Origin of the sequence: Streptomyces sp. R302, from assembly GCF_012927245.1 — a bacterium.
Classification (GTDB): Bacteria; Actinomycetota; Actinomycetes; order Streptomycetales; family Streptomycetaceae; genus Streptomyces.
In genome coordinates this window covers 486908-504937 of the sequence record NZ_JABBGE010000003.1, presented here as the reverse complement: position 1 = coordinate 504937, position 18030 = coordinate 486908, and the positions used below count along the sequence as shown (strand labels likewise).

General features: G+C 66.7%; 31 protein-coding genes. 2 read left to right on the top strand and 29 right to left on the bottom strand.

The features are described 5' to 3' along the window. Positions 1–83 precede the first annotated feature (83 nt). On the top strand, positions 84–539 hold the full coding sequence (locus HHL19_RS12060; RefSeq protein ID WP_169088502.1) for a hypothetical protein: 456 nt from the start codon (positions 84–86) through the stop codon (positions 537–539). A gap of 70 nt (positions 540–609) precedes the next feature. Next, the gene (locus tag HHL19_RS12055; RefSeq protein ID WP_169088500.1) at positions 610–1581 is read left to right on the top strand and encodes a hypothetical protein; all 972 of its coding nucleotides are present in this window, start codon (positions 610–612) and stop codon (positions 1579–1581) included. 33 nt (positions 1582–1614) lie between these two features. On the opposite strand, the gene truA is transcribed toward HHL19_RS12055, so the two are convergent. The 29 genes from truA to rplD all read right to left on the bottom strand — a co-directional run bounded on the left by truA (position 1615) and on the right by rplD (position 18027). Continuing rightward, complete coding sequence (gene truA, locus HHL19_RS12050) at positions 1615–2472, bottom strand: tRNA pseudouridine(38-40) synthase TruA (protein WP_169088498.1); 858 nt, start codon at positions 2470–2472, stop codon at positions 1615–1617. An 82-nt stretch (positions 2473–2554) separates the two neighbouring features. Then, positions 2555–3025: a 50S ribosomal protein L17 gene (gene rplQ, locus HHL19_RS12045; RefSeq protein ID WP_169088496.1), complete on the bottom strand. Its 471-nt coding sequence runs from the start codon at positions 3023–3025 to the stop codon at positions 2555–2557. Positions 3026–3172: 147 nt separating this feature from the next. Further along, the gene (locus HHL19_RS12040; protein ID WP_004946635.1) at positions 3173–4195 is read right to left on the bottom strand and encodes a DNA-directed RNA polymerase subunit alpha; all 1023 of its coding nucleotides are present in this window, start codon (positions 4193–4195) and stop codon (positions 3173–3175) included. A gap of 138 nt (positions 4196–4333) precedes the next feature. Next, positions 4334–4738 (bottom strand): 30S ribosomal protein S11, encoded by a 405-nt coding sequence (gene rpsK, locus HHL19_RS12035; protein WP_003956432.1) that lies wholly within the window; start codon positions 4736–4738, stop codon positions 4334–4336. Positions 4739–4804: 66 nt separating this feature from the next. Then, positions 4805–5185 carry a 30S ribosomal protein S13 gene (gene rpsM / locus HHL19_RS12030; protein ID WP_015035595.1) on the bottom strand — a complete coding sequence of 127 codons (381 nt, stop codon included), beginning with the start codon at positions 5183–5185 and terminating at the stop codon, positions 4805–4807. Between the two features lie 190 nt (positions 5186–5375). Continuing rightward, positions 5376–5489, bottom strand: coding sequence for a 50S ribosomal protein L36 (rpmJ, locus tag HHL19_RS12025; protein ID WP_003956441.1), 114 nt, complete (start codon positions 5487–5489; stop codon positions 5376–5378). 63 nt (positions 5490–5552) lie between these two features. Then, the gene (gene infA / locus HHL19_RS12020; protein WP_003956442.1) at positions 5553–5774 is read right to left on the bottom strand and encodes a translation initiation factor IF-1; all 222 of its coding nucleotides are present in this window, start codon (positions 5772–5774) and stop codon (positions 5553–5555) included. Positions 5775–6222: 448 nt separating this feature from the next. Then, positions 6223–7074 (bottom strand): type I methionyl aminopeptidase, encoded by an 852-nt coding sequence (gene map / locus HHL19_RS12015; protein WP_169088494.1) that lies wholly within the window; start codon positions 7072–7074, stop codon positions 6223–6225. A gap of 97 nt (positions 7075–7171) precedes the next feature. Continuing rightward, positions 7172–7819, bottom strand: coding sequence for an adenylate kinase (locus tag HHL19_RS12010; protein WP_169088492.1), 648 nt, complete (start codon positions 7817–7819; stop codon positions 7172–7174). Beyond that, positions 7819–9135: a preprotein translocase subunit SecY gene (secY, locus tag HHL19_RS12005; protein ID WP_169088490.1), complete on the bottom strand. Its 1317-nt coding sequence runs from the start codon at positions 9133–9135 to the stop codon at positions 7819–7821. Before secY ends, HHL19_RS12010 begins: the two co-directional genes overlap by 1 nt. A 216-nt stretch (positions 9136–9351) precedes the next feature. Continuing rightward, complete coding sequence (rplO, locus tag HHL19_RS12000; protein WP_169088488.1) at positions 9352–9807, bottom strand: 50S ribosomal protein L15; 456 nt, start codon at positions 9805–9807, stop codon at positions 9352–9354. A gap of 2 nt (positions 9808–9809) precedes the next feature. Then, on the bottom strand, positions 9810–9992 hold the full coding sequence (gene rpmD / locus HHL19_RS11995) for a 50S ribosomal protein L30 (protein WP_005313525.1): 183 nt from the start codon (positions 9990–9992) through the stop codon (positions 9810–9812). Then, a complete protein-coding gene (gene rpsE, locus HHL19_RS11990) occupies positions 9992–10597 on the bottom strand; it encodes a 30S ribosomal protein S5 (RefSeq protein WP_030201551.1) in 606 nt (201 codons plus the stop codon). Before rpsE ends, rpmD begins: the two co-directional genes overlap by 1 nt. A 45-nt stretch (positions 10598–10642) precedes the next feature. Then, complete coding sequence (gene rplR / locus HHL19_RS11985; protein ID WP_169088486.1) at positions 10643–11026, bottom strand: 50S ribosomal protein L18; 384 nt, start codon at positions 11024–11026, stop codon at positions 10643–10645. Between the two features lie 3 nt (positions 11027–11029). Beyond that, positions 11030–11569, bottom strand: a complete 540-nt coding sequence (gene rplF, locus HHL19_RS11980) for a 50S ribosomal protein L6 (RefSeq protein WP_169088484.1) — start codon at positions 11567–11569, stop codon at positions 11030–11032. A gap of 20 nt (positions 11570–11589) precedes the next feature. Next, positions 11590–11988, bottom strand: coding sequence for a 30S ribosomal protein S8 (rpsH, locus tag HHL19_RS11975; protein WP_169088482.1), 399 nt, complete (start codon positions 11986–11988; stop codon positions 11590–11592). A gap of 223 nt (positions 11989–12211) precedes the next feature. Then, a complete protein-coding gene (locus tag HHL19_RS11970) occupies positions 12212–12397 on the bottom strand; it encodes a type Z 30S ribosomal protein S14 (protein WP_003956452.1) in 186 nt (61 codons plus the stop codon). A gap of 5 nt (positions 12398–12402) precedes the next feature. Continuing rightward, positions 12403–12960, bottom strand: a complete 558-nt coding sequence (gene rplE, locus HHL19_RS11965; protein ID WP_106979021.1) for a 50S ribosomal protein L5 — start codon at positions 12958–12960, stop codon at positions 12403–12405. Further along, positions 12957–13268, bottom strand: coding sequence for a 50S ribosomal protein L24 (rplX, locus tag HHL19_RS11960; RefSeq protein ID WP_030759367.1), 312 nt, complete (start codon positions 13266–13268; stop codon positions 12957–12959). The genes rplE and rplX overlap by 4 nt, the downstream gene beginning before the upstream one ends. A gap of 2 nt (positions 13269–13270) precedes the next feature. Further along, a complete protein-coding gene (gene rplN, locus HHL19_RS11955) occupies positions 13271–13639 on the bottom strand; it encodes a 50S ribosomal protein L14 (RefSeq protein WP_003956455.1) in 369 nt (122 codons plus the stop codon). A gap of 98 nt (positions 13640–13737) precedes the next feature. Next, the gene (gene rpsQ, locus HHL19_RS11950) at positions 13738–14019 is read right to left on the bottom strand and encodes a 30S ribosomal protein S17 (RefSeq protein WP_169088480.1); all 282 of its coding nucleotides are present in this window, start codon (positions 14017–14019) and stop codon (positions 13738–13740) included. After that, positions 14019–14243 (bottom strand): 50S ribosomal protein L29, encoded by a 225-nt coding sequence (gene rpmC / locus HHL19_RS11945; protein WP_030494258.1) that lies wholly within the window; start codon positions 14241–14243, stop codon positions 14019–14021. The genes rpsQ and rpmC overlap by 1 nt, the downstream gene beginning before the upstream one ends. Then, on the bottom strand, positions 14243–14662 hold the full coding sequence (gene rplP, locus HHL19_RS11940) for a 50S ribosomal protein L16 (protein ID WP_105868301.1): 420 nt from the start codon (positions 14660–14662) through the stop codon (positions 14243–14245). Before rplP ends, rpmC begins: the two co-directional genes overlap by 1 nt. 5 nt (positions 14663–14667) lie before the next feature. Beyond that, complete coding sequence (rpsC, locus tag HHL19_RS11935) at positions 14668–15498, bottom strand: 30S ribosomal protein S3 (protein ID WP_030759375.1); 831 nt, start codon at positions 15496–15498, stop codon at positions 14668–14670. Continuing rightward, complete coding sequence (gene rplV, locus HHL19_RS11930) at positions 15498–15845, bottom strand: 50S ribosomal protein L22 (RefSeq protein WP_030359020.1); 348 nt, start codon at positions 15843–15845, stop codon at positions 15498–15500. Before rplV ends, rpsC begins: the two co-directional genes overlap by 1 nt. A gap of 44 nt (positions 15846–15889) precedes the next feature. Then, complete coding sequence (gene rpsS / locus HHL19_RS11925; protein ID WP_030759378.1) at positions 15890–16171, bottom strand: 30S ribosomal protein S19; 282 nt, start codon at positions 16169–16171, stop codon at positions 15890–15892. A 12-nt stretch (positions 16172–16183) separates the two neighbouring features. Next, positions 16184–17020, bottom strand: coding sequence for a 50S ribosomal protein L2 (gene rplB, locus HHL19_RS11920; protein WP_030494254.1), 837 nt, complete (start codon positions 17018–17020; stop codon positions 16184–16186). Positions 17021–17059: 39 nt separating this feature from the next. After that, positions 17060–17377 (bottom strand): 50S ribosomal protein L23, encoded by a 318-nt coding sequence (gene rplW / locus HHL19_RS11915; RefSeq protein WP_030759382.1) that lies wholly within the window; start codon positions 17375–17377, stop codon positions 17060–17062. Next, positions 17377–18027, bottom strand: a complete 651-nt coding sequence (gene rplD, locus HHL19_RS11910; protein WP_169088478.1) for a 50S ribosomal protein L4 — start codon at positions 18025–18027, stop codon at positions 17377–17379. The genes rplW and rplD overlap by 1 nt, the downstream gene beginning before the upstream one ends. Positions 18028–18030: the final 3 nt, after the last annotated feature.

Sequence of the window (18030 nt, the reverse complement as noted above, 5' to 3'; positions counted from 1 at the left end):
CGGCCGGGCATTCAGGACAAAGAATCACACCCCCTTTTTCTCTCCGCCACCTCACTGACCACGAGGAAGAGAAAGAGGAATCAATGTTCGCTCAGAACATCGCAGGAAAGATCGGCACCGTCGCAGCCGCCGGCGCCCTGGCGCTGGGTGTCGGCCTCATGGCCGCTCCGGCGGCCAGCGCCTCGACGGGCAACGGCTCCTGCAGCTCGACCGACCTGTGCGTCTACGACGCCACCCACTTCAACACGTCCAAGGGCTACTACGACCTGGGCACCCCCAACGACAAGAACTTCCACGGGAAGTACTGGTACCAGGGTGACCACGGCTACATCGGCGACGACATCAGCTCCGCCCGGGGCGGCGGCGGCACCTCCTGCCGCGGCTACTCGCTCTTCCCGCACGTCGACTTCAAGGGCATCCCGCTCAACATCCCCAAGGGCACCCAGCTGGGCACGCTCGTCTACCGCTACGGCCCCCAGGTCCAGCAGGTCGTGAACTACGACAACATCGCCTCCTCGTACTCCAAGTACGGCTGCTGAGAACTTCAGGTACAGGGGTGGGCGGCCCGGGCCGCCCACCCCTTCCGCGTAAGCAGGGAAGGCTAATAGCGTGCGCAGAAAACTCGCTCTTGCAGGATTGACGGCACTGGCACTGACCGGCTGCACAAGCTTCCAGGACCCGCAAGGGCCACCGAAGCCCACAGAGCCGAAAATCGCCGCCATACCGGCAATTCACGAGTTCAAAGCCAGTGCCGTGACGTCACCCATGGACGATTACTGGCCCAAGGAATCCGAGTACCTGGCGCTGCAGCAGGCAGAGGCAATCCTCGTCAATAAGTGCCTGAAAGACCTTGGCTACACAAAGAACCCGCAGCCCATCCCCCGAGCGGTCTCGTCCACCCAGGACTACTCCGAGATGGAGTTCCCGACCAAGGACGAAGCCGCCGCTCTCGGATACAAGAAGCCGGACAAGAGTACGACTGATATCGAGAACAGCCAGGGCGCCCAATGGGACATGCGCGCGGACAAGGTACAGCTCTCCCTCCTCAATGGAGAAACGACCTCGTTTGCCGGGAAGAAGGTCCCGGAAGGCGGCTGCACCAACCACGTGAACAGGGCCCTGACCGAAGGCGCCGAACCGCCGCGCACGGTGAAGTCCGACAACGGCCCGCCCCTGGAAGTGATCGACGGGCAGTCGATCACTCCGCTGAGCGCGGTGGAGTCCCTGCTCGGCCTGATCCAGTACGACGCCGCCGCCTACACCCTGCAGGACAGCCGGACGCAGGACATGCAGAAGAAGTGGTCCGGCTGCATGAAGGAAAGCGGATTCGACTACAAGACGCCGGGAGACGCCTCCGGTGACGAGCGCTGGGCGCGGAGTTCGCGAGCCACCGGCGAGGAGATCGCCACCGCGAAGGCCGACACCGAGTGCCGCCGGAAGGCGAACTACCTCGGCGTCATGCTCACGGTGCGGTCGGCTTACGAGAAGCAGATCATCGAGAACCGCGCCGAGGAACTCACCACGATGAAGAGCAACCTCAAGGTCTGGCTGCGCAACGCGCACGCAGCGCTCGGCAGGTGACCACCCGCACCCGCGGCAGGAGCCCGCTCCAGCTCAGCAGCAGCCGGCGACGCCCGGCAGGGTCCGCTTGTTGCGGGCCTCGCGGCTGCGCGCGGCCAGCTGGTCGTCGGCCGGGTAGCCGACCTCTTCGAGGGTGAGGCCGTGCGGGCGTACGACGTGGACGGCGGAGTCCCGCACGCCGGCGGCCAGCACCTTCCCCGGCCACTCCACCGGCCGGTGCCCGTCGCCGACGAAGAGGAGCGCGCCGACCAGCGAGCGGACCATGTTGTGGCAGAAGGCGTCGGCCTTGACCGTGGCCTCCATGATGCCGTCGGGCCGCCGCTCCCAGCGCAGCTCCTGGAGGGTGCGGATGGTGGTCGCGCCCTCGCGCTTCTTGCAGTACGCGGCGAAGTCGTGCTCGCCGATGAGCGCGGCCGCGGCCTCGTTCATGGCGTCCATGTCGAGCGTCCAGTCGTGCCACAGGACGTGCCCGCGCAGCAGCGGGTCGACGCCGCCGGGGTGGTCGGTGACCCGGTAGGCGTACCGCCGCCAGATCGCCGAGAAACGGGCGTTGAAGCCCGCGGGGGCCTCGGCGACGCTCCACACCCGCACGTCGTGCGGAAGCCGCCCCGCGAGCCGCCGCAGCAGCTTCTCGCGGTGCTCCTGCCACAGCCCCTCCGGCAGGTCCACGTGCGCGACCTGCCCGCGCGCGTGCACCCCGGCGTCGGTCCGGCCGGCGACGGTCAGCTCGTACGTCTCCGGGGACCGCGTCACGGTCTTCAGCGCGTCCTCGATCTCGCCCTGCACGGTCCGCTGCCCGCGGGCCTGCTTGGCCCACCCGGAGAAGTCCCGGCCGTCGTACGAAAGGTCGAGCCGCACCCGTACGAACCCGGGCTGCACGTCATCACTCACCAGAAAATCCTCTCAGACACACGGGAACGGGCCCGCACCCCAGGGGGTACGGGCCCGTCCGCGAGAAACGTCGCGGGAACGCTTACGCGTCCTTCGCCACATCCTCGGTCGCCTCGACGGCGGCGGCCTCGTCGGCCTCCTTGACGGCGCGCTTGGTGGCGGCCTCGGCCTCGGCGACGGTCGCCTTCTTGGCGATCTCGCCCTCGACCAGCTCGATCACGGCCATCGGGGCGTTGTCGCCACGACGGTTGCCGATCTTGGTGATACGGGTGTAACCACCCGGACGCTCCGAGTAGCGCGGGGCGATCTCGGTGAAGAGGGTGTGGACGATGCCCTTGTCGGTGATCGTCTGCAGCACCAGGCGACGGTTGTGGATGTCGCCCTTCTTCGCCTTGGTGATCAGGCGCTCGGCGACGGGACGCAGACGGCGGGCCTTGGCCTCGGTCGTCGTGATGCGGCCGTGCTCGAACAGCGACTTCGCCAGGTTGGCGAGGAGCAGCTTCTCGTGAGCGGCGGAACCGCCGAGGCGGGCACCCTTCGCGGGACGCGGCATGGTGTTTCTCCTTGTGATCTGCACCGGCCGTATGAGGTACCGGTGTCAGTATCCGAGCAGGCGGTTACCTGTCGGAGACCCCGCCCCGCAAGGGGCGCGGGGAACTGCGCGATCAGCCGAAGCGGACCCGCAGCAAAACTGCGACCGTCAGTACTGCTCGGTCTCGACGAACCCGGCGTCCGCGTCGTCGTCCGCGCCGAAGGCGTCCGCGGCGGCGGTCGGGTCGAATCCGGGCGGCGAGTCCTTCAGCGCGAGGCCCATACCGGCCAGCTTCGCCTTGACCTCGTCGATCGACTTCGCACCGAAGTTGCGGATGTCGAGCAGGTCGGCCTCGGAGCGCGCCACGAGCTCACCCACGGAGTGGATGCCCTCACGCTTGAGGCAGTTGTAGGAGCGGACCGTGAGCTCCAGCTCCTCGATCGGCAGCGCGAGGTCGGCGGCGAGGGCGGCGTCCGTCGGGGACGGGCCCATGTCGATGCCCTCGGCGTCGATGTTCAGCTCGCGGGCGAGACCGAACAGCTCGACCAGGGTCTTGCCGGCGGACGCCATGGCGTCGCGCGGGCGCATGGCCTGCTTGGTCTCGACGTCGACGATGAGCTTGTCGAAGTCGGTGCGCTGCTCGACTCGGGTCGCCTCGACCTTGTAGGTGACCTTGAGAACCGGCGAGTAGATGGAGTCGACCGGGATACGGCCGATCTCCTGGCCCACCTGCTTGTTCTGGACGGCGGAGACGTAGCCGCGACCGCGCTCGACGGTCAGCTCCATCTCCAGCTTGCCCTTGGCGTTCAGGGTCGCCAGGACGAGGTCGGGGTTGTGCACCTCGACACCGGCCGGGGGCGCGATGTCGGCGGCGGTGACCAGACCCGGGCCCTGCTTGCGCAGGTACATCACGACCGGCTCGTCGTGCTCCGAGGAGACGACCAGCTGCTTGATGTTGAGGATGAGGTCGGTGACATCCTCCTTGACGCCCGGCACGGTGGTGAACTCGTGCAGGACACCGTCGATCCGGATGCTGGTGACAGCGGCGCCCGGGATCGAGGAGAGGAGGGTGCGGCGGAGCGAGTTGCCGAGGGTGTAGCCGAAGCCTGGCTCCAGCGGCTCGATCACGAACCGGGAGCGGAACTCGTCGACGACCTCTTCGGTCAGCGACGGACGCTGAGCGATAAGCATGTGTGTTCCTTCAGTCGTGGACGCCCACTATTTGACGCCCGACGGGGGTCTTGCGGTACTGCGTACTGCAAGGGTACGGGCGGTACGCCCCCGGAAGGGGACGCACCGCCCGAAAGTCCTGCTCAAGCAGGCCGTGCGTCAGACGCGGCGGCGCTTGGGGGGACGGCAGCCGTTGTGCGGCGTGGGGGTGACGTCCTGGATCGAGCCGACCTCGAGGCCGGTGGCCTGGAGGGAGCGGATCGCGGTCTCACGGCCGGAGCCGGGACCCTTGACGAAGACGTCGACCTTGCGCATGCCGTGCTCCTGCGCGCGGCGGGCGGCCGACTCGGCGGCCATCTGCGCGGCGAAGGGGGTGGACTTGCGCGAGCCCTTGAAGCCGACGTGGCCGGCGGAGGCCCAGGAGATCACGTTGCCCGAGGGGTCCGTGATCGAGACGATCGTGTTGTTGAACGTGCTCTTGATGTGCGCGTGGCCGTGAGCGACGTTCTTCTTTTCCTTGCGGCGCACCTTCTTGGCAGCGCCCTGACGACCCTTGGGGGGCATCTATATCTCCTACGGGAGGTGGTCGGTCCTACAGCGAAGACCGTGTGGTCAAGCGTCCGCTGAGGACTACTTCTTGCCCGGCTTCTTCTTGCCGGCGATGGCGCGACGCGGGCCCTTGCGGGTACGAGCGTTCGTGCTGGTGCGCTGACCGCGGACGGGCAGGCCACGACGGTGGCGGAGGCCCTGGTAGCAGCCGATCTCGACCTTGCGGCGGATGTCGGCGGCGATCTCGCGGCGGAGGTCACCCTCGGTCTGGAGGTTGGCGTCCACGTACTCGCGGATCTTGACGAGGTCTTCCTCGGCAAGGTCGCGGACACGGGTGGACGGGTTCACGCCGGTCGCGGCGAGGATCTCCTCGGACCGGGTACGCCCGATGCCGAAGACGTAGGTGAGTGCGACCACCACACGCTTTTCGCGCGGGATGTCAACACCGGAAACGCGTGCCATTCAATGGCTCCTGTGTGCTCGGGGGTCTGCTGCAGAACCGTTCCCGGCTGCCGTATGAGGTACAGGTCGGGTCCCCGGCCCCCGCCGGAGGTGCCGTCAACCGCGCGGGGCGGTCGGACGGGCTCTGCGTATGTACGTATCGCTATGCGTCGCGCGAAGAACTGCGAAGTTGCAGGTCGGTCGGCGTGCGTCAGCCCTGGCGCTGCTTGTGGCGCAGGTTGTCGCAGATGACCATGACCCGGCCGTGACGGCGGATCACCTTGCACTTGTCGCAGATCTTCTTGACGCTCGGCTTGACCTTCATGGGATGTGAGGTTCTCCGGGTCAGTGCCACCACCCGCGCGCGGAGGCGGGGTGCGGGCAAGATCTACTTGTACCGGTAGACGATCCGGCCACGCGTCAGGTCGTACGGAGACAGCTCCACGACGACCCGGTCGTCCGGGAGGATTCGGATGTAGTGCATCCGCATCTTGCCGGAGATGTGCGCGAGGACCTTGTGACCGTTCTGGAGCTCCACCTTGAACATGGCGTTCGGCAGGGACTCGATCACGGTGCCCTCGATTTCGATGGCACCTTGCTTCTTGGCCACGCTTCGCCCTTCGAATCGGCTACCTTGATCGACTCTCACTCCCCGGTGCGGACACACGGGTACACGAGAGCCGACGCATCAGTCTACGTCAGGCCCCTGGAAAAGACGAATCCGGGGAGTTTGCCCAGCACTGAAGATCGATAAGCGGACCTGCGCCAGCGGGGCAGCCCTGCCTCACGCACCGCTCGCCGGCTCGGCGCCAGGGCGCCTCACAAGCCTCGCGACGCCGCGACGGCCTCCGACCGCCGAGACGGGACCCGCCCGGCGAGACGGGACCCGCCCGGCGACGACCGCTACGCCAGCGGGTCCGGCGCCGCCGACCCAACCCCTCCCGCACCGCTCGCGGGCTCGGCGCCGGGGCGCCTCACAAGCTTCGCGACGCTGCGGCGGCCTCCGACCGCCGAGACGGGACCCGCCCGGCGAGACGGGACCCGCCCGGCGACGACTGCTACGCCAGCGGGTCCGGCGCCGCCGTCACGCCCAGTTCCGCCAGCTTCGCCTTGCCGCCGTCGACCGCGGTGAGGACCAGGGGGCCCTCCTCGGTGAGGGCGACGCTGTGCTCCCAGTGGGAGGACCAGGTGCCGTCGGTGGAGACGACCGTCCAGTCGTCCGCGAGGACCTCGGTGTGTGGCGTGCCGAGGGAGACCATCGGCTCGATGGCCAGGCAGAAGCCGGGGACCAGCTTCGGGCCCTTGCCGCGCTTGCGGGAGACGTAGTTCAGCAGGTGCGGGTCCATGTGCATCTCGGTGCCGATGCCGTGGCCGCCGTAGTCCTCGACGATGCCGTACTTCCCCAGGCTGTGGTCGCCCACGGCCGGCCGCGGCTGGCGCTTGATGTACGACTCGATCGCCTTCGAGATGTCGACCAGGCGCGCGCCCACCCGCATCGCGGCGATGCCGGCCCACATCGACTCCTCGGTCACCCGGGAGAGCTCGACCAGCTCGGGGGCGTGACCGGTGCCGACGAAGGCGGTGTACGCCGCGTCGCCGTGCCAGCCGTCGACGATCGCGCCGGCGTCGATCGAGATGATGTCGCCGTCCTTGAGGACGGTCTTCTCGTCGGGGATGCCGTGGACCACGACCTCGTTGACCGAGGTGCAGATGGTCGCGGGGAAGCCGCCGTACCCGAGGAAGTTCGACTTCGCCCCGTGGTCGGCGATCACCTTGCGCGCGACCTCGTCCAGGTCCTTCGTCGTGGCGCCCGGCACGGCCGCCTCGCGCGTCGCCGCGTGGATGGCGGCGACGACCAGCCCCGCCTCGCGCATCTTCGCGATCTGCTCCGGGGTCTTGATCTGCACCATCGTGACGGGGGCCTTTCCAGGGGAGTACGGGGACAGAACAACGATACGGCCGCGGCGCCCGTGAGGGGCACCGCGGCCGTACCGCGTGAGCGTGGGGTTACTTCTTCAGCGCGTCCATCGCACGCGCGGTGACCTCGTCCACCTTGCCGAGCGCCGAGATCGTCACGACCAGGTTCTGCGCCCGGTAGTAGTCGATGATCGGCTCGGTCTGCGTGTGGTAGACCTCCAGGCGGGTGCGGACGGTCTCCTCGGAGTCGTCCGCGCGCTGGTAGAGCTCGCCGCCACAGGTGTCGCAGACGCCCGCGGTCTTGGGGGCGTTGTACTCGACGTGGAAGACGTGCGAGGAGTCGTTGCGGCAGATGCGGCGACCCGCGATCCGCTTCACGACCTCGTCCTCGGGGACCTCGAGGTCCAGAACCGCGTCCAGCTGCATGTCGTCGGCCTTCAGGACGACATCCAGGGCCTCGGCCTGGGCCACGTTGCGCGGGAACCCGTCGAGCAGGAAGCCGTTCGCGGCGTCCGCCTGCTCCATGCGGTCCTTGGCCATCCCGATGGTCACCTCGTCCGGGACGAGCTCGCCCCGGTCCATGTAACCCTTCGCCTCCAGGCCCAGCTCCGTGCCCTGCGAGATGTTGGCACGGAACAGGTCGCCGGTGGAGATGTGCGGGATGTCCAGGTTCTTGGCAAGGAACGCGGCCTGCGTTCCCTTGCCGGCCCCGGGCGGTCCGACGAGGACGATTCGCATCAGCGGAGGAACCCTTCGTAATTGCGCTGCTGGAGCTGGCTCTCGATCTGCTTCACGGTCTCCAGCCCGACACCCACGATGATGAGGATGCTCGTCCCACCGAAGGGGAAGTTGGCATTGGCACCGCCGAAGCCCGCCAACGCCATCGTCGGCACAAGAGCGATCAGACCCAAGTACAGCGAGCCCGGCCAAGTGATCCGGTTGAGCACGTAGCTCAGGTACTCGGCAGTAGGTCGACCAGCCCGGATACCCGGGATGAAGCCACCATACTTCTTCATGTTGTCCGCGACTTCCTCGGGGTTGAACGAGATCGCCACGTAGAAGAAGGCGAAGAACACGATCAGGAGGAAGTAAACGGCGACATGGAACGGTTTGCCGTCGACCATGTTGGCCTGGATCCACCGGGACCAGCTCGAATCCCCACCCGTGAACTGGGTCACGAGGAGCGGGATGTAGAGCAGCGAGGACGCGAAGATGACAGGAATCACACCTGCCTGGTTCACCTTCAACGGGATGTACGTGGACGTACCGCCGTACGACCTGCGGCCGATCATGCGCTTCGCGTACTGCACCGGGATACGGCGCTGGGCCTGCTCGACGAAGACCACCAGGGCCACCATCACGAAGCCGATGGCGATGACGGTGCCGAACTCGATCCAGCCCTGGGCGAGCTTGCCGCTCTCCTTGATGGCCCAGAGGGCGCCCGGGAAGCCGGCGGCGATCGAGATGAACATCAGGATCGACATGCCGTTGCCGATGCCGCGGTCGGTGATGAGCTCACCGAGCCACATGACGATGGCGGTGCCCGCGGTCATGGTGATGACCATGGTGGCGATGGTGAAGATCGACGGGTCCGGGACGACCTGGTCGGCGACGTTGCAGCCGCTGAAGAGAGCGCCGCTCTTGGCGGTGGCCACGAGGCCCGTGCCCTGCAGGACCGCGAGCGCGATCGTCAGGTAACGGGTGTACTGCGTGATCTTCGCCGTGCCGCTCTGGCCCTCCTTCTTGAGGGCTTCCAGTCGCGGGATCACGACGGTGAGCAGCTGCAGGATGATGCTCGCCGTGATGTACGGCATGATGCCGAGCGCGAAGATGGTGATCTGCAGCAGTGCGCCGCCACTGAACATGTTCACCAGGCCGAACAGGCTGTTGTTGCCCTCGCTCGCCTGGTCCACGCACATCTGGACGGCCTCGTAGCTGACGCCGGGAACGGGGATGTGGGCCCCGAGGCGGTACAGCACGATGATCGCCAGCGTGAAGAGCAGCTTCTTGCGCAGGTCGGGCGTCTTGAACGCCCGGGCGAAGCCGGTGAGCACGGTGCCTCCTGCGACCCCCGCGCTATGCGTCAGAGGTGACGGTTTTGTGATTCGACAATGACTGGGTGGATCGGTCCCGGCCCCGGCGGTCTATACCGCATGAGCATGGACGGTGCACGCCACCTTACCGGCGACCATGCCCCCCTAGGAACGACCAACCGGGGATGCCCCTTTTGAGAGGCATCCCCGGTCGGATGTTCAGGCCATCGAGTCGTCTCAGACGAGCTCGGTGACGGTGCCGCCGGCGGCGGCGATCTTCTCCTTGGCGGAGCCGGAGACGGCGTCGACCGTCACCTGCAGCGCCACGGAGACCTCGCCCTGGCCCAGGACCTTGACGAGCTGGTTCTTACGAACCGCACCCTTGGCGACCAGATCGGCCACCGTGACCTCGCCACCCTGCGGGTAGAGCGCGGCCAGCTTGTCCAGGTTCACGACCTGGTACTCGGTGCGGAACGGGTTCTTGAAGCCCTTGAGCTTCGGGAGACGCATGTGGAGGGGCATCTGGCCACCCTCGAAGCGCTCCGGAACCTGGTAACGGGCCTTGGTGCCCTTGGTACCACGACCGGCCGTCTTACCCTTCGACGCCTCACCACGACCCACACGGGTCTTGGCGGTCTTGGCGCCCGGGGCGGGACGGAGGTTGTGGATCTTGAGCGGGTTGTTCTCCGCCATGATCAGTCGACCTCCTCAACCGTCACGAGGTGGCGGACGGTGTGCACCATTCCGCGGAACTCGGGGCGGTCCTCCTTGACGACCACGTCGTTCAGGCGCTTGAGCCCGAGCGAACGCAGCGTGTCGCGGTGGTTCTGCTTGCTGCCGATGTACGACTTCGTCTGCGTGATCTTGAGGCGAGCCATTACGCACCCGCTCCCGCACGCGCACGAAGCAGAGCCGCGGGGGCGACGTCCTCGAGCGGCAGACCACGGCGAGCCGCGATCTCCTCGGGACGCTGCAGGCCCTTCAGGGCCTCCACGGTCGCGTGCACGATGTTGATCGCGTTGTCGGAGCCGAGCGACTTCGACAGGATGTCGTGAACGCCGGCGCACTCGAGAACGGCGCGCACCGGGCCACCGGCGATAACACCGGTACCGGGGGAAGCCGGCTTGAGCAGGACGACGCCCGCGGCCTTCTCGCCCTGGATCGGGTGAGGGATGGTGCCCTGGATACGGGGGACCTTGAAGAAGTGCTTCTTGGCCTCCTCAACACCCTTGGCGATGGCGGCCGGCACCTCCTTGGCCTTGCCGTAACCGACACCCACGGTGCCGTCACCGTCACCCACCACGACCAGCGCGGTGAAGGAGAAACGACGACCACCCTTGACAACCTTGGCGACGCGGTTGATCGCGACTACGCGCTCAACGTACGCGGTCTTCTCGGCGGCGGCAGCGCCACCGTCGCGGCCCTTCCGGTCCCGCCGCTCGCCGCCACCGGCACCGCTGCCGCGGCGCTGGGGTCCAGCCATTGGAATACCTCTCTCTGTTACGTCCGTTAGTCCCGGAACCGGGGCTTAGAACTTCAGCCCGGCTTCGCGGGCGGCGTCAGCCAGAGCGGCAATGCGCCCGGCGTACCTGTTGCCACCACGGTCGAACACGACGGCCTCGACACCGGCGGCCTTGGCGCGCTCGGCGACCAGGGCGCCGACCTGCTGGGCCTGCGAGGACTTGGAGCCCTCGCCACCGCGGACGGAAGCGTCCAGGTGGGACGCCGACGCCAGGGTGTGACCCTTGAGGTCGTCGATGACCTGCGCGGTGATACCGCGGTTCGAGCGCGTCACGACGAGGCGCGGACGCTCCGCCGTACCCGACACGTTCTTGCGGATGCGCAGGTGACGGCGCGCCTTCGCGGCGCGCTTGTAAGCGTCGCCCTTGGCGATCTTGACACCGTATGCCATGGCTTACTTACCAGCCTTTCCGACCTTGCGGCGGATGACCTCGCCCGCGTACTTGACGCCCTTGGCCTTGTACGGGTCGGGCTTCCGCAGCTTGCGGATGTTCGCGGCGACCTCGCCGACCTTCTGCTTGTCGATGCCCTCGACCGAGAACTTGGTCGGCGACTCGACCTTGAAGGAGATGCCCTCGGGCGCCTCCACCAGGATCGGGTGGCTGTAGCCGAGCTGGAACTCCAGGTTGGAGCCCTTCGCGGCCACGCGGTAACCGACACCGCTGATTTCGAGCGCCTTGACGTACCCCTGGGTCACACCGGTGATCATGTTGGCCACCAGCGTGCGGGACAGGCCGTGCAGGGCCTTGTTCTGACGCTCGTCGTTCGGACGGGTGACGTTCAGAACGTCGCCCTCGCCCTTAACGATCTCGATCGGCGCGGCGACGGTGTGGCTCAGGGTGCCCTTGGAACCCTTCACCGTGACCGTGCGGCCCTCGATGGTGACGTCCACGCCGGCGGGAACCGTGATGGGGAGCTTGCCGATTCGCGACATTGCTATTCCTCCGTTCCCGACTACCAGACGTAGGCGAGGACTTCCCCACCCACGCCCTTCTTCTGCGCCTGCTGGCCGGTCAGGAGACCGTGGGACGTGGAGATGATCGCCACGCCCAGGCCGCCGAGGACCTTCGGCAGGTTGGTGGACTTCGCGTAAACGCGGAGGCCCGGCTTCGAGATCCGCTTGATGCCCGCGATGGAGCGCTCACGGTTCGGACCGAACTTGAGCTCGACGACGAGGTTCTTGCCGACTTCGGCGTCCTCGACCTTCCAGCCGGTGATGAAACCCTCCTGCTGGAGGATTTCCGCGATGTGAGACTTGATCTTGCTGTGCGGCATCGTCACGGAGTCGTGGTACGCCGAGTTCGCGTTACGCAGACGCGTGAGCATGTCTGCGATCGGATCAGTCATGGTCATGAATTGGCCTTCGGCCTCTCTCGCCGGGGTTTCCTGGTGCACCATCCCTCTCCCCGATCCGAGACGGGGCGGGTGCGGTGCGGTGGACCTACGGCGTAGTAAGTCGTAAGGGCGGCGGACGCCCAACCCCACTAGCCTAAGCCATGCGGGGGTGGGAGTCCGCCATCCCAATGCTTACCGAGAGACTCCGGTCATTCACCAACGCCCAATGGGCGAAGGGGAATTACCAGGAGCTCTTGGTCACGCCCGGCAGCTCGCCACGGTGAGCCATCTCACGAAGGCACACGCGGCAGAGGCCGAACTTGCGGTACACGGAGTGGGGGCGGCCGCAACGCTGGCAGCGGGTGTACGCACGCACACCGAACTTGGGCTTGCGGGCAGCCTTCGCGATCAGAGCCTTCTTCGCCATCTCGCTTACGCCTCCTTGAACGGGAAGCCGAGGTGACGGAGAAGCGCGCGGCCCTCGTCGTCGTTGGTCGCCGTGGTGACCACGGTGATGTCCATACCCCGGGTACGGTCGATCTTGTCCTGGTCGATCTCGTGGAACATGACCTGCTCCGTGAGACCGAAGGTGTAGTTGCCACGGCCGTCGAACTGCTTCGGGGACAGGCCGCGGAAGTCGCGGATGCGCGGCAGCGCGAGCGACAGGGTGCGGTCCAGGAACTCCCACATGCGGTCGCCACGGAGCGTGACGTGGGCACCGATCGGCTGACCCTCACGCAGCTTGAACTGCGCGATGGACTTGCGGGCCTTGGTGACGGCCGGCTTCTGACCGGTGATCGTGGTGAGGTCGCGGATCGCGCCCTCGATCAGCTTCGAGTCACGGGCGGCGTCGCCGACACCCATGTTGACCACGATCTTCACGAGGCCGGGGATCTGCATGACGTTCTCGTACTTGAACTCGTCACGCAGCTTGCCCGCGATCTCCTCGCGGTACTTCGTCTTGAGACGCGGAGTGGTGGTAGCCATCAGATGTCCTCACCCGTCCGCTTGGCAACGCGGATCTTGTTGCCCTCGTCGTCGAAGCGGAAACCGACACGCGTGACGACCTTCTTGCCGTCCTTCTCCACGACCAGCTGGACGTTGGAGACGTGGACCGGAGCCTCGGTCGTCACGATGCCGCCGGCCTGGTTCGGGCCGGCCTTGGTGTGCTTCTTGACCCGGTTGACACCCTCGACGAGGACGCGGGACTCGGCGGGGTAGGCCGCGATGACCTTGCCCTGCTTGCCCTTGTCCTTACCGGTGATGACCTGGACCAGGTCGCCCTTCTTGATCTTCATGCTTACAGCACCTCCGGCGCGAGCGAGATGATCTTCATGAACTTCTTCTCGCGCAGCTCACGGCCGACCGGGCCGAAGATACGGGTGCCACGAGGGTCGCCGTCGTTCTTGAGAATGACAGCGGCGTTCTCGTCGAAGCGGATGTACGAGCCGTCCTGGCGGCGGCGCTCCTTGACGGTGCGAACGATGACCGCCTTGACGACGTCACCCTTCTTCACGTTGCCACCGGGGATCGCGTCCTTGACGGTGGCGACGATGACGTCACCGATGCCCGCGTAGCGGCGACCCGAGCCACCGAGAACACGGATGCAAAGGATCTCCTTGGCACCAGTGTTGTCGGCGACGCGAAGTCGCGACTCCTGCTGGATCACGTCTATCTCCTGATTGTCTGCCGGTTCCCGGCGGGGGCCGCTGGTCGCGACCCCCGCCGAGCCTGGCGGAACTGACCTGAGGGAAACCCCTCAGGTGATTACTTGGCCTTCTCGAGGATCTCGACGACGCGCCAGTGCTTCGTCGACGACAGCTTCCGGGTCTCCATCAGGAGGACGCGGTCGCCGATGCCGGCAGCGTTCTGCTCGTCGTGAGCCTTGAGCTTGTTCGTACGGCGGATGACCTTGCCGTACAGCGCGTGCTTCACGCGGTCCTCGACGGCGACGACGACGGTCTTGTCCATCTTGTCGCTGACGACCAGGCCCTCGCGGACCTTGCGGGCGTTGCGCTCGGTCTTCTCAGTCACGTTGTTCTCGCTCATCAGGCGTTCTCCACCGTCTCAATGCCGAGCTCACGCTCTCGCATGAGGGTGTAGATCCGGGCGATGTCCTTACGGACCGCCCGAAGACGGCCGTGGTTCTCGAGCTGGCCCGTCGCCGCCTGGAAGCGGAGGTTGAACAGCTCTTCCTTGGCCTCGCGGAGCTTGGCGACAAGCTCCTCGTTGCCCAGCTCGCGCAGCTCGGACGCCTTGGTACCGGCCGACATCACAGCTCACCTGCCTCGCGCTTAACGATCTTGCACTTCATCGGCAGCTTGTGAGCCGCACGAGTCAGAGCCTCACGCGCGATCTTCTCGTTCGGGTAGGACAGCTCGAACATCACCCGACCGGGCTTGACGTTCGCGATCCACCACTCCGGCGAACCCTTACCGGAACCCATGCGGGTCTCGGCAGGCTTCTTCGTGAGCGGACGGTCCGGGTAGATGTTGATCCAGACCTTGCCGCCACGCTTGATGTGGCGGGTCATCGCGATACGCGCGGCCTCGATCTGGCGGTTGGTCACGTAGGCCGGGGTGAGGGCCTGAATGCCGTACTCGCCGAACGCAACCTGCGTGCCACCCTTGGACATGCCGTCGCGCTTCGGGTGGTGCTGCTTGCGGTGCTTGACCCTACGGGGGATCAGCATTTCGGTCAGGCCTCCGTTCCGGTGCTCTCAGCAGCCGGAGCGGCGGCGGCCTCGGCCTTGGGGGCCTCGGCAGCGGGAGCCTGCTGCGGCTTGCGACCGCGACCGCCACGCTCGCCACCGCGGCCACCGCGGCCGGCCGGGCGGTCAGCGCCGCCACGGGCCGGGCGGTTGCCCGCACGGGCAGCAGCGTTCTCGGCGCGGACCTCGGCGATGTTCTTGACGTCGCCCTTGTAGATCCAGACCTTCACGCCGATGCGGCCGAAGGTCGTCTTGGCCTCGAAGAAGCCGTACTCGACGTTCGCGCGGAGCGTGTGCAGCGGCACACGACCCTCGCGGTAGAACTCCGAGCGGGACATCTCGGCGCCGCCGAGACGGCCACCACACTGGATCTTGATGCCCTTGGCGCCGGCCTTCATGGCGGACTGCATGCTCTTGCGCATGGCCCGACGGAAGGAGACGCGGGAGGAGAGCTGCTCGGCGACGGCCTGGGCCACGAGCTGAGCGTCGACCTCGGGGTTCTTGACCTCGAGGATGTTCAGCTGGACCTGCTTGCCGGTCAGCTTCTCCAGCTGGCCGCGGATCTTGTCGGCCTCGGCGCCACGGCGACCGATGACAATGCCCGGGCGAGCGGTGTGGATGTCCACGCGGACGCGGTCGCGGGTGCGCTCGATCTCAACCTTCGAGATGCCGGCGCGCTCCATGCCGGACGTCAGCATCCGACGGATGGCGACGTCTTCCTTGACGTAGTCCTTGTACAGCTTGTCGGCGTACCAGCGGGACTTGAAGTCCGTGGTGATGCCGAGCCGGAACCCATGCGGGTTAACCTTCTGGCCCATTACCGGGTTCCTTCCTTGCTGCTGACGACCACGGTGATGTGGCTGGTCCGCTTGCGGATCCGGTAGGCACGGCCCTGGGCACGCGGACGGAACCGCTTCAGGGTCGGACCCTCGTCGACGAACGCCTCGCTGATGAACAGCGAAGAGGCGTCCGTGTGGTCGTAGTTGTGCGCGGCGTTGGCGATGGCGCTGTCGAGCACCTTGCCGACCGGCACGGAGGCTGCCTGCGGAGCGAATCGCAGAACAGCCTGAGCCTCCGTGGCATCCATGCCACGGATCAGGTCCACCACGCGGCGGGCCTTCATGGGCGTGACGCGGATGTACCGCGCCTGGGCCCTGGCTTCCATGGTTGTCCCTCTCAGTTACTTACGTGTCTGAATGCGATCCGCTACTAGCGGCGCTTCGACTTCCGGTCTTCCTTGACGTGACCCCGGAAGGTGCGCGTCGGCGAGAACTCGCCGAGCTTGTGCCCGACCATCGACTCGGTGACGAACACCGGGACGTGGGTCTTGCCGTTGTGCACCGCGATCGTGTGCCCGAGCATCGCCGGGATGATCATGGAGCGACGGGACCAGGTCTTGATGACGTTCTTGGTACCGGCCTCGTTCTGAGCGTCCACCTTCTTGATGAGGTGGCCGTCGACGAAGGGTCCCTTCTTGAGACTGCGCGGCATCTAAACCCGCTCCTAGCGCTTCTTGTTCGTCTTGCGGCGGCGGACGATGTACTTGTTCGAAGCCTTCTTCGGCGAACGAGTACGACCCTCCTTCTGACCCCACGGGGAGACCGGGTGGCGACCACCGGAGGTCTTGCCCTCACCACCACCGTGCGGGTGGTCAACCGGGTTCATCGCCACACCGCGAACGGTCGGGCGGACGCCCAGCCAGCGCTTGCGGCCGGCCTTGCCCCAGTTGATGTTCGACTGCTCGGCGTTGCCGACCTCGCCGATGGTGGCACGGCAGCGGGCGTCGACGAGACGGATCTCGCCGGACGGCATGCGGAGGTGGGCCATGGTGCCCTCCTTCGCGAGCAGCTGCACGGAGGCACCCGCGGAGCGGGCGAACTTGGCGCCACCGCCGGGACGGAGCTCGATCGCGTGGATCGTGGTACCGACCGGGATGTTGCGGAGGGCCAGGTTGTTGCCGGGCTTGATGTCCGCGCCCGGGCCGTTCTCGACGCGGTCACCCTGCGTCAGACCCTTGGGAGCGATGATGTAGCGCTTCTCGCCGTCCGCGTAGTGGAGCAGCGCGATGCGCGCGGTGCGGTTGGGGTCGTACTCGATGTGAGCGACCTTGGCCGGCACGCCGTCCTTGTCGTGACGACGGAAGTCGATCACGCGGTAGGCACGCTTGTGGCCACCGCCCTGGTGACGGACGGTCACACGACCGGTGTTGTTACGGCCGCCCTTGCTGTGCAGGGGGCGGACCAGCGACTTCTCCGGCGTGGACCGCGTGATCTCGACGAAGTCGGCTACGGAGGAGCCACGACGGCCCGGCGTAGTCGGCTTGTACTTGCGGATACCCATTTCTCAGTCCTCGTCCGATATCGGACGACTCGACCGCCGTCAGGCGGTCGGGCCGCCGAAGATGTCGATTCGGTTGCCCTCAGCAAGGGTCACGATGGCGCGCTTGGTGTTGGCGCGCTTGCCGAAACCGGTGCGGGTGCGCTTGCGCTTGCCCTGGCGGTTGATCGTGTTGACCCCGGTGACCTTGACCGAGAAGACCGCCTCGACGGCCTGCTTGATCTGGGTCTTGTTGGAGCCGGGCGCGACGATGAACGTGTACTTGTTCTCGTCGAGCAGGGCGTAGCTCTTCTCGGAGACGACCGGCTTGACGAGGACGTCGCGCGGGTCCGTGAAGGTCTTGCTGGTGATCTCGGCCATCAGGCTTCGTTCCCCTCGTTGTCGTCGGCCTTGGGGCCAGACACGAAGGACTCGAGGGCGGCCTGGGTGAAGACCACGTCGTCGGATCGCATCACGTCGTACGTGTTCAGCTGGCCCGGCTCCAGGATGTGCACCTGGGGCAGGTTGCGGGCGGACAGCCACGCGGCCTCGTCGGAACGCTCGACGACCAGGAGCAGGTTCTTGCGCTCCGAGATCTTGCCGAACAGCGTCTTGGCGGCCTTGGTGGAGATGCCACCCTCGACCACGCCGGAGACGACGTGGATGCGGGAGTGGTTCGCCCGGTCGGAGAGGGCACCGCGGAGGGCGGCGGCCTTCATCTTCTTCGGGGTCCGCTGCGAGTAGTCACGCGGCACGGGACCGTGCACGACGCCACCACCGGCGAACTGCGGGGCGCGGGTCGAACCCTGACGGGCGCGGCCGGTGCCCTTCTGGCGGTAGGGCTTCTTGCCACCACCACGGACCTCGCCACGCGTCTTGGTCTTGTGCGTGCCCTGACGGGCCGCGGCCAGCTGCGCGACGACGACCTGGTGGATCAGCGGGATGCTGACCTTGGCCTCGAAGATCTCGGCCGGGAGCTCGACGGTCCCGGTCTTGTCGCCCGCGGGCGACAGAATGTCAATGGTGCTCATATC